Source organism: Accumulibacter sp., from assembly GCF_031732815.1.
GTDB lineage: Bacteria > Pseudomonadota > Gammaproteobacteria > Burkholderiales > Rhodocyclaceae > Accumulibacter.
Genome location: NZ_JAVMKF010000063.1, coordinates 26,074 through 36,709, shown reverse-complemented (window position 1 = coordinate 36,709; position 10,636 = coordinate 26,074). Strand labels below are relative to the sequence as shown.

Genomic DNA, 10,636 nt, shown 5'->3' with positions numbered 1-10,636 from the left:
CGAGCGCGCGGGCGCCGCCGAGCGTCGCCATGTGCAGAACGTGATGCGCATCGACGGCATCGGCGCGACCGCTGCGCTGCTTGGCGAGGAGTGCGGCCAGGCGCATTTCCTGAAACAAGTCGAGTCGGTTGTTGCTCGCCGCACCATCCGTGCCGAGACCGACGTTCACGCCGCGTTCGACCAACTGCCTGAGCGGGGCGATTCCGCTGGCCAGTTTCAGATTGGAACTGGGACAATGTGCGATCGAACAGCCGTGTTCGGCAAGCAGCTGAATTTCGTCGTCGTTCAGGTGCACCGCGTGCACGGCGATCAGCCCCGGACCGAGAACACCAAGCCGGCGCAGGCGCTCGATCGGGCGCGCGCCGAAGCGTCGCAGGCTGTCTTCGATTTCGTCGTTGGTCTCGTGCAGATGCAGATGGATGGGCAAATCGAGCTGTTCGGCCAGCGTCAGCACACCGGCGAAGCTGCGGTCGCTGAGCGTGTAGGGCGCGTGCGGGGCCAGACAAAACGAGAGCAGAGCTTCGTCGAGCAGTTGCTCGCGCGCCGCCATGCCCTTGGCCAGGTAGTCGTCGGCATCGGCAGCGTAGTTGCTCGGGAAATCGACCGCAATCAGACCGATGGCCGCGCGCATGCCGGCAGCCAGAGCAGCGTCAGCGGCAGCGCGCGGAAAGAAGTACATGTCGTTGAAGCATGTGATGCCACCGCGCAGCATCTCGGCGCAGGCGAGTAGCGTCCCGTCATGGACGAACTGCGCCGAAGCGTGCTCCGCCTCGGCCGGCCAGACGTGCTGCGCCAGCCACTCCATCAGCGGCCGGTCGTCGGCCAGACCGCGCAGCAGCGTCATTGCCGCGTGCGTGTGCAGATTGACCAGCCCCGGGATCAGCAGATGCCGATCAAGTCGCTTGTGCCGCCGCGGGCGAAAACGATGCGCAGCTTCTTCCTGCGGCATGACGGCAACGATACGGCCGGCATTGACCACCACGGCGTGATCGTCGAGGACGACCGCGGGCGGATCGATCGGCGCCAGCCAGCGTGCGTCGATCACCAGATCGACGATGTCGGCAGTCTCATCGCTCATCGGCAGGTTTCATCGGCGGGCAAAAAAAACCCCGCTGGTGCGGGGTTTTTCTGCGCTGATCGGGATTACTTGATGCCGATCAGCTCGATGTCGACGCGACGGTCAGGCTGCAGGCACGCGATCACCTTCTTGCTCTTGGCTCCCGGGCACTGATCGGGCTTGGTCACCGGCTGCTTCTTGCCCTTGCCTTCGGTGTAGACGCGGTTCGCTTCAATGCCCTTGCCGACCAGGTACTGCTTGACCGCCGCGGCGCGCCGCTCGGACAGTCTCTGGTTGTAGGCATCGGAACCGAAGCGGTCGGTGTGACCGACGGCAATGACTGTATCGAGCTTGATGTCCTTCGCCTTGGCGACGACCTCGTCGAGCTTGCGCATGCCTTCCGGACGCAGCGTCGCCTTGTCGAAATCGAACAGCGCGTCGGCGGCGACGCTGATTCTGTCACCCGTCGGTTTGGCGGCGGGAGCCGCAGCGCCCACGGCCCTGGCCGCCGGAGCCGGATCGCAGACTTCCTTCGGCAGCAGATCACGGTCGCACTGGCAGCCCGCCGGGTCCTTCGCGGCAGCCGCCGGGGTCCAGTAGCCGGTGCGCCAGCACAGGCCGGTACCGCTGACGACGACTTCGCCACGCGGGTCGATGACATAGACGCGCTCAGCAGCAGTTTGGGCCTGGGCAGCGCCGACGGCGGCGAACAGGCCGATAGAGGCCAGCAGGGTGGTGATGATTTTCGATTTCAAGTTGTTCCTCCTCGAATAGTCTCTGAAAGGTCCGAATGCGTAGGACGCGATGCGATTTTTGCGCAGTCAGACGATTTAAGCATACAAACTTGAATTGCTTCAACCACCGCTCTCCGATTGTGTGGCTTTTATGCAACGAAGACGCCTTGCCGGCGCACGATGACTCGTTGCGCGGCGTCTGGTGCACGCGAATGACGGCTGATCGGCTGCCCGCCGCGTGCCGAACGGTAAACACGGACCACCTGGCACACGGCGAAGCAACCGCCGGACCCGACCGGATCGATCGCGCGGGACGCGCGCGCGGTTCGTCCCGGCCCCCCCGCAAGGCCATGATTCGATGGCTTGTCGCTCTGGACAAGCCGAGAGCAGAATACTGTATGTAGGGTACAGGTTGCTTGCAACCACTAGATGTAGTAGTCTGCCCGCAACAAGGCGACCACAGAGAGCGTGCGACGCCCTGCCCGAGACGGCTTTCCTGCGCCCGCCGTCCGCGGCCGAACGACTGCAAACCACCTCCGAAGGGAAATTGAGACATGAGCCAGCTTGCCCACCAGTTGCCGCTCGCGGCCATCGCCGAAGCCAGCGCGACGCCGCCACTTGCCGAACAGGACATATCGGTCGAGGTGCTCGTCGAGAAGTATGCCAAGGGTAACGAAACGACCGTGCACGACGTTCGCCGGCGGGTTGCCCGGGCGCTGGCCGCAGCCGAAGACGACAAGCAGCGGGCGCACTGGGAGGGGCGCTTCCTCTGGGCGCAGGAAAACGGCTTCGTGCCGGCTGGACGAATCAACTCGGCCGCCGGCACGACACTCGCGGCCACCCTGATCAACTGTTTCGTCCAGCCGATTGGCGATTCAGTCGTCGAAGTCGTCGACGGCAAGCCGGGGATCTACAGTGCGCTGGCCGAAGCCGCCGAAACGATGCGACGCGGCGGCGGCGTCGGTTACGATTTCTCGTCGATCCGGCCGATCGGCGCGCTGGTCAAGGGGACGCAATCGCGTGCTTCCGGACCGGTATCGTACATGCGCGTCTTCGACCGTTCGTGCGAGACGGTGGAATCTGCCGGTGCACGGCGCGGCGCGCAAATGGGCGTACTGCGCTGCGACCACCCGGACATCGAGGTGTTCATCCACGCCAAGGACCACGGCGACCTGACCAACTTCAACGTCTCGATCGCCGTCAGCGACGCCTTCATGACGGCCGTCGAAAACGACGCCGAGGTCGCGCTGACGCACCGCGCCGAGCCCAACCCGGAGATGAAACGCGCCGGCGCCTTCCAGCGCGAGGACGGCGTCTGGGTCTACCGGCGCGTGCGTGCGCGCGAACTCTGGGACCAGGTGATGAAGTCCACCTATGATCACGCTGAACCGGGAATCCTTTTCCTCGACCGCATGAACAAGGACAACAACCTGTATTACTGCGAAGTGATCGAGGCGACCAACCCCTGCGCCGAGCAGCCGCTACCGCCCTACGGCTGCTGCTGCCTGGGGTCGATCAATCTGACGCTGTTCGTCAAGGCACCGTTTTCCGCCGACGCCGAGTTCGATTTCGAGGCTTTCGGCGAGGTGATCAAGGTCTCGACGCGGATGCTCGACAACGTGCTCGAAGTGACTGCCTGGCCGCTCGACCGCCAGCGTCAGGAGGCCGCCAACAAGCGGCGCATCGGACTCGGCTTCACCGGCCTGGGTGACACGCTGTGCATGCTGCGTCTGCGCTACGACCGGCCCGAGGCATTGGCGATGGGCGCGCGCATTTCCGAGTTCATGCGCGACGCCGCCTACCTTGCTTCGATCGACCTGGCCAAGGAGCGCGGAGCTTTTCCCCTGTTCAACGCAGAACTCTATCTGTCGGGCGGCAATTTCGCCTCGCGCCTGCCGAGCGAGATCAAGCGGCAGATTCGTCAGCACGGCGTGCGCAACTCGCACCTCTTGTCGATCGCGCCGACCGGAACGATCTCGCTCGCTTTCGCCGACAACGCTTCGAACGGCATCGAGCCGCCCTTCTCCTGGACCTACAACCGCAAGAAGCGAATGGCCGACGGCAGCCTGAAGGAATACGCCGTCGAAGATTACGCCTGGCGGCTGTTCAGACACCTGGGCGGCGACGTCGAGCGGCTGCCCGAGTACTTCGTCACCGCACTGGAAATCTCGGCCAAGGCACACAAGGACATGGTCGCCGCGGTCGCGCCGTACATCGACACCTCGATCTCGAAGACCGTCAACGTGCCGGCCGAGTACCCCTATGCCGACTTCCAGGACCTCTACCTGAGCGCCTGGAAGTCCGGACTGAAAGGCCTGGCGACGTACCGTCCGAACGCGGTGCTCGGCGCCGTGCTCTCGGTCGAGTCGCAGAAGCAGGCGGAAGACCGCAAGCAGCCGCAGGATTTCGAAACAGGCGACGCGAATCGCCGGCTGACCATCAAGACGCTGCCGGCGCCGGTGCTCGCCAGCCTGCGCTGGCCAAACCGGCCGAACCTGCCGGAAGGCAATCTGGCGTGGACGTACATGATCGAGCATACGCACGGCAAGTTCGCGCTCTTCGTCGGCCACCTCGAACAGGAAGGGCGCTGCTGGCCGTTCGAAACCTGGGTCAACGGACCCGAGCAGCCGCGTGGTCTGGGCGCCGTCGCCAAGACGCTGTCGATGGACATGCGCGCGAACGACCACGGCTGGCTGGCGCTGAAGCTCGAGTCGCTGGCGCGCACCGCCGGCGACGAAGGTTTCGACATGCCCTTCCCGCCCACCGGAGAACGCAAGCGCATGCCTTCGGTGGTCGCCGCGATGGCTCGCCTGATCCAGTACCGCGTCGAGCGGATCGGCGCCTTCGAACACGAAGGCGCCACCCCGGTGCTCGACGCGATGTTCAGCCGCAAGGAGCCCAAGACGGGCACCGACGGCACGCTCTCGTGGACCGTCGACGTGTTCAATCCGGCGACCGGCGAAGACTTCGTCGTCGGCCTGAAGGAGATCACGCTGCCCGACGGCGTGACACGTCCCTACTCGGTATGGCTTTCGGGAAACTACCCGCGTGCGCTCGACGGACTGACCAAGCTCCTCTCGTTCGACATGCGCGTCCTCGACCCGGCGTGGATCGGCATGAAGCTGCGCAAGCTGCTCGACTATCCCGAGCCGCTGGGCGATTTCATGGCCTTCATCCCGGGCACTCGCCGGCAAGCCAACTATCCGTCGACCGTCGCCTACCTGGCGCAACTGATCATTCACCGCTACGCCATGCTCGGCATCCTCGACGAAAACGGCCTGCCGCTGCGCCAGATGGGGATACTGCAGCCGCCGGCGGGCAGCACGGCATCGCCGCCGACCGCTGGCAAGCTGTGCGGCGAGTGCGGCAACCTGACGATGATCCGCAAGGATGGCTGCGATTTCTGCACCGCTTGCGGCGCCGTCGGGACTTGCGGCTAAGCGCGCGACGGCGATCGGACGTCTGAGCGCTGCCGCGCATGCCCGCATCGACCTCCGACGGCGGCCGCGACATCGTGCTCGTCGGCGGCGGTCACAGCCACATCATCGTCCTGCGCGAAATCGGCTTGCGAGCGCTCGCCGGAGCGCGCCTGACGCTGATTTCGAGCGCCGCGCGCACGCCCTATTCCGGCATGCTGCCCGGCTACGTCGCCGGGCATTACGACTTCGACCAGGTGCATGTCGATCTGCCGCGCCTGGCGAGTTTTGCCGCTGCCCGCTTCATCGCGGACGAGGTGACGGCGATCGACCGTGCGGCGCGCCTGGTGCATTGCCGCAGCGGGCGCACGCTGCCCTGGGACCTGCTGTCGATCGACGTCGGGTCGACGCCGCGCGTCGATCTCGCCGCCAGCGCCGCAGCGCACGTCGTCCCGGTGAAGCCGATCGGCAGTTTCAATCAGCGCTGGCTGGCGCTCGTCGAGCGTGCCCGGCGAATCGCTGCGATCGGCGGCGCTGCACCGCCCTCGTTGACGATCGCCGTCGTCGGTGGCGGGGCCGCCGGCGTCGAGCTGCTGCTCGCCATCCAATACCGTCTGCAGCGCGAGTTCGCTCGCCTGCGCGCCGACCCGGCGCGCCTGCGCTGCCACTTGCTGACGCGCGACGACGACATCCTGCCGACGCACGCCCCGCGCGTCCGGCAGCATTTCCGGCGTGTGCTCGCGGCGCGCGGCGTGCAGCTTCACCTCAAGGCGAGCGTCGATGCCGCCGGCGCCGGCTGGCTGGAATGGCCGAGCGCGCCGGGCCGCCAGCGCCTCGCCGCAGACGAAGTGGTCTGGGCGACCGGCGCGGTCGGCGCCGACTGGCTGCAGGCGAGCGGTTTGGCGGTCGATGCGCACGGCTTCCTGCTCGTCGGTGACACGCTGCAGACGCTGGCCGATCCGCGCATCTTTGCCGCCGGCGACTGCGCGACGATGGTCGAGCACCGACGCGAGAAGGCCGGCGTCTTCGCCGTGCGCATGGGTCGGCCCTTGGCCGAAAACCTGCGCCAGGCAGCCGCCCGCGGAACGCTCACCGCCTATCGTCCGCAGCGACGCTGGCTCGCCCTGATCAGCACCGGCGACCGCTACGCCGTCGCCTCGCGCGGCAGCTTGTTCGCCGCCGGGCGCTGGGTGTGGCACTGGAAGGACTGGATCGACCGCCGCTTCATGCGCCTTTTTTCGCATCTGCCGCAGAAAAGCGCTTGAAACCCGTCGCCCACCGCTGTGCAGCGGGCCGGTGTGCGCCCCGGCTGACGATGCGATGCGATGCGCTGAGCGACAGCGCCTGCCGCGTTCGCCTTCGGCGTAAGTTTTTCACCGCTCTGGGCGACGAATCCTCCACACTGGCCGTCCGCCCGGCCGCCGGCATCCGCCGCTGGGCCAGCCATTCGCCGGAGCCTGGGAGTTCCCCATGAAGCGCAAGCAAATCGTCGTTCTCGCCCTGATCGTGCTCGCCCTGCTTGCCTATTTTCGGCTTGGCCTGGGCGAGTACCTCAGCCTGACAGCGCTCAAGGCGCAGCAGGCGGCGCTCGCCGAATACCAGCAGCAGCACCCATGGCAGCTTGCCGGACTGTACTTTGCCGCCTACGTCGTGGTCACTGCCCTTTCGCTGCCCGGCGCAGCGCTTCTGACGCTCGCCGGCGGAGCCCTCTTCGGCCTCGTCTGGGGTAGCGTCATCGTTTCCTTCGCCTCGTCGCTGGGCGCGACGCTTGCCTTCCTGGTCGCGCGCTTCCTGCTGCGCGACTGGCTGCTCGGCCGTTTTGGCGAACGCCTGCGGGCGGTCGACGAGGGCATCCGGCGCGACGGCGCTTTCTATCTGTTCACGCTGCGCCTGATCCCGCTGTTCCCGTTCTTTCTGGTCAATCTCCTGCTCGGGCTGACGGCGATGCGGGTTCGTACCTTCTACTCGGTCAGCCAGCTCGGGATGCTTGCCGGCACGCTGGTCTACGTCAATGCAGGTAGGCAACTGGCGCGCGTCGATTCGCTCGCCGACATCGTTTCGCCGACGCTGCTTGCCTCGTTCGCCCTGCTCGGCATTTTTCCGCTCGTCGCTCGCCGGCTGGTCGACGCGGTCAAGGCGCGCAAGGTTTACGCCGGCTGGGCGAAGCCGCGGCGCTTCGACCGGAACCTGGTCGTCATCGGTGGCGGCAGCGCCGGCCTGGTCACCGCCTACATCGCGGCCGCCGTGCAGGCGAAAGTCAGCCTGGTCGAGCAACACCGCATGGGCGGCGACTGCCTGAACACCGGTTGCGTTCCCTCGAAAGCGCTGATCCGCTCGGCCCGATTGCTCGCGCAGATCGCGCGGGCCCGCACGTTCGGAATCGCCACGGCCGAGGCCCGCTGCGACTTTGCCGAAGTGATGGAGCGCGTGCAGGCGATCATTCGGCAGGTCGCCCCGCACGACTCGGTCGAACGCTACCGGGCGCTCGGCGTGGACGTCGTCGAAGGCGCGGCGCGCATCGTCTCGCCATGGCAGGTCGAGATCACCCGCCGCGATGGCACGCAGCAGAGCCTGCGTACGCGCAGCATCGTCGTCGCCGCCGGCGCGCGACCGGTCGTCCCCGAGCTACCGGGAATCGAAAAGATCGCCTACCTGACCTCGGATACCGTCTGGCAGTTGCGTCAGTTGCCGCGCCGACTGCTGATCCTCGGCGGCGGCCCGATCGGCAGCGAGCTGGCGCAGGCCTTCAGTCGTCTCGGCGCACAGGTGACGCTGGTCGAACGTGGTGCGCGCCTGCTGGCGCGCGAAGACCCCGAGGTCTCGGCTCTGGTCGCGCAGCGTTTTCGCGCCGAGGGCGTGCAGCTACGACTCGAGCACGAAGCGAAGTCCTTCATCGTCGAGCAAGGCGAGCAGATGCTCATCGCCGAACACACCGGCGCCACCGTCCGCCTGCCCTTCGACGCGCTGCTCGTCGCGCTCGGGCGACGCGCCAATCTCGACGGATACGGCCTGGCCGAACTCGGCATCGCCAGCGGAGCTACGCTCGAGATCAACGAGTTCCTGCAGACGCGCTACCCGAACATCTACGCTGCCGGCGACGTCGCCGGGCCGTTCCAGTTCACCCACACGGCCGCGCATCAGGCGTGGTATGCGTCGGTCAACGCGCTCTTCGCACCCTGGCGCAGGTTCCGCGTCGACTATTCGGTGATTCCGTGGGCCACCTTCATCGAACCCGAGGTTGCACGCGTCGGGATCAACGAGCAGGAAGCGCAAGCGCGCGGAATCGCTTACGAAGTGACGCGTTACGACCTCGACGACCTGGACCGGGCAATCGCCGACGGGGCAGCCGAGGGCTTCATCAAGGTGTTGACCGTTCCCGGCAAGGACCGCATTCTGGGCGTGACGATCGTCGGCGAGCATGCCGGCGAGCTGATCGCCGAGTACGTTCTGGCGATGAAGAACGGCATCGGGCTGAACCGGATTCTGGCAACGATCCACATCTACCCGACGCTCGCCGAGGCAAACAAGTATGTCGCCGGCGTCTGGAAGAAAGCGCATGCGCCGGCGACAGTACTGCGCTGGGTCGAGCGCTGGCACAGCTGGCGGCTGCGCGGATGAGGCTGAGTCAGGTGGCGCCTGGCACAGCCGATCAGCGAAGCTAGCGGATCAGGGTGAGCGGCAGATCGCTCGACTGCAGCACTTCGCTGCTCACCGAGCCGAGCAAGGCGGCCGAGACCGCGCCCATTCCGCGGCTGCCCATGACGATGCCGTCGCAGTTGTGCTCGGCGGCCACCCGGGCGATGCACGCGGCCGGCGCACCGATTTCGACCAAGGGTGTAAAGCGCACGCCGGCCGCCTGCAACACCGCGCGCTCCTCACGTAGCACATCGCCCGCGCGACTCTCTTCCATCGCCTCGACTTCCTCCCGCGTGAGCACACGCAGCACGCTCCAGTCGTCGATTTCCGGCTGCACGTTGAGCAGGACAACCTCGATCGACGGGACGACGGCGGCCAGCGCAACGGCGTACTGGACGGCGCGATGAGCAGCGGCTGAGCCGTCAACCGCAAGCAGCAATTTGTGCATGGCAAGCATGTCCTTCGGCAAGAAAACGGTATGAAATGAACGCGTGACGCGCAATCGATGCAGGCCGCGCCAGCTTCGCCGGCGAACTGCTCTGACAACAACCGGCCTCTCCCGGCTCACCGGCAACGAAACGCTTGACGGCTTCCAGTCTAAGCGACAAGCTTAGCACAAGGACTGGGTTGCCATTCGGCATGAGGAGGATTGTGATGAGGTGGAAGGCGGTCGCTCGAAAAGGCGTCGGCGCGGCAGCTTCGGCTGCTTTTTCATGTTTTGCCGGGCCAGTCCTGGCAGCGGAAGGCCCGGCGGTAATGAACATACCGCTCGAGTTCATTCTCTTCGCGGCGACCCTGCTCGGCGTCGCGCTGTTCCATCGCTACGTGTTGCAGGTTGCCTTGACCGGTCTGCTGGTGATTGCGACCTACAAGATCGTCTTCTCCAGCTTCAAGACCGGCGAAGGCGTCGCCGGTTTCGCCAGCCACATGGCGCACGAGTGGGTGCTGCTTGCCAACCTCTTCGGCCTGCTCGTCGGCTTCGCCCTGCTCGCGCGCCACTTCGAGGACAGCGGTGTACCGGCGCTGCTGCCGAGGCTGTTGCCGGCTGGCTGGCTGGGTCCGTTCATCCTGCTCGCCTTGATCTGGTTTCTTTCATCGTTCCTCGACAACATCGCCGCGGCGCTGATCGGCGGTACGGTCGCCGCCAGCGTCTTCCAGCGCAAGCTGCATATCGGCTACCTGGCGGCGATCGTCGCCGCGTCGAATGCCGGCGGCGCGTGGAGCGTGCTCGGCGACACGACGACGACGATGATGTGGATTGCCGGAGTCAGCCCGCTCGATGTGGTGCACGCTTTCATCGCGTCGATCACCGCGCTGGTCGTCTGCGGCATTCCGGCGTCGCTGCAGCAGAATGCGCTGCAACCGATTCTGCGCGACCTGCGCGAAACCGTGCGGGTTGACTGGATGCGCGTCGGCATCGTCGCCTTCATGCTGCTCACCGCGATCAGCGTCAACGTGACGATGAATCTGAAGTTCCCGGGTGCCGGCGACCACTTTCCGCTGCTCGGTGCGGCCGTCTGGGGCGCCCTGCTGCTCGCCGTGCCGCTGCGCCGACCCGAATGGAGTCTGGTGCCGGAGGCGGTCAAGGGTTCGATCTTCCTGCTCGCCCTCGTCGTCTGCGCCTCGATGATGCCGGTCGAAAAGCTGCCGCCGGCGTCCTGGCAAACGGCGCTGTCGCTCGGTTTCGTCTCGGCGGTGTTCGACAACATCCCGCTCACCGCGCTGGCGCTGAAACAGGGCGGCTACGATTGGGGAATGCTCGCCTACGCCGTCGGCTTCGGCGGCTCGATGCT

Annotated in this window: 8 protein-coding genes; 4 read left to right on the top strand and 4 right to left on the bottom strand. The window is 66.2% G+C overall.

Annotation, left to right across the window (positions count from 1 at the left end):
* Together RKP46_RS05515 and RKP46_RS05510 are read right to left on the bottom strand one after the other, a co-directional pair.
* A partial coding sequence (locus RKP46_RS05515) for a TRZ/ATZ family hydrolase (protein WP_311105702.1) occupies nt 1–1,078 on the bottom strand: 1,078 nt, incomplete at its 3' end.
* Between the two features lie 65 nt (nt 1,079–1,143).
* Nucleotides 1,144–1,812 (bottom strand): OmpA family protein, encoded by a 669-nt coding sequence (locus RKP46_RS05510; protein WP_311105701.1) that lies wholly within the window; start codon nt 1,810–1,812, stop codon nt 1,144–1,146.
* Nucleotides 1,813–2,345: 533 nt separating this feature from the next.
* On the opposite strand from RKP46_RS05510, the gene RKP46_RS05505 reads away from it, so the two are divergent.
* The 3 genes from RKP46_RS05505 to RKP46_RS05495 all read left to right on the top strand — a co-directional run bounded on the left by RKP46_RS05505 (nt 2,346) and on the right by RKP46_RS05495 (nt 8,825).
* Entirely contained in the window at nt 2,346–5,231 is a 2,886-nt protein-coding gene (locus tag RKP46_RS05505) for an adenosylcobalamin-dependent ribonucleoside-diphosphate reductase (RefSeq protein ID WP_311105700.1), read from the top strand.
* Nucleotides 5,232–5,269: 38 nt separating this feature from the next.
* A complete protein-coding gene (locus tag RKP46_RS05500) occupies nt 5,270–6,472 on the top strand; it encodes an FAD-dependent oxidoreductase (RefSeq protein ID WP_311105699.1) in 1,203 nt (400 codons plus the stop codon).
* Nucleotides 6,473–6,677: 205 nt separating this feature from the next.
* Entirely contained in the window at nt 6,678–8,825 is a 2,148-nt protein-coding gene (locus RKP46_RS05495; RefSeq protein ID WP_311105698.1) for an FAD-dependent oxidoreductase, read from the top strand.
* Between the two features lie 40 nt (nt 8,826–8,865).
* Here the strand turns inward: RKP46_RS05495 and RKP46_RS05490 are convergent, their stop codons facing one another.
* Both RKP46_RS05490 and RKP46_RS05485 read right to left on the bottom strand, forming a co-directional pair.
* A complete protein-coding gene (locus RKP46_RS05490; protein WP_311098370.1) occupies nt 8,866–9,291 on the bottom strand; it encodes a universal stress protein in 426 nt (141 codons plus the stop codon).
* The gene (locus tag RKP46_RS05485; RefSeq protein ID WP_311105697.1) at nt 9,266–9,607 is read right to left on the bottom strand and encodes a hypothetical protein; all 342 of its coding nucleotides are present in this window, start codon (nt 9,605–9,607) and stop codon (nt 9,266–9,268) included. The genes RKP46_RS05490 and RKP46_RS05485 overlap by 26 nt, the downstream gene beginning before the upstream one ends.
* On the opposite strand from RKP46_RS05485, the gene RKP46_RS05480 reads away from it, so the two are divergent.
* Nucleotides 9,600–10,636, top strand: a 1,037-nt coding sequence (locus tag RKP46_RS05480; RefSeq protein ID WP_311105696.1) for a citrate transporter, incomplete at its 3' end; no start/stop codon positions are given. The genes RKP46_RS05485 and RKP46_RS05480 overlap by 8 nt on opposite strands.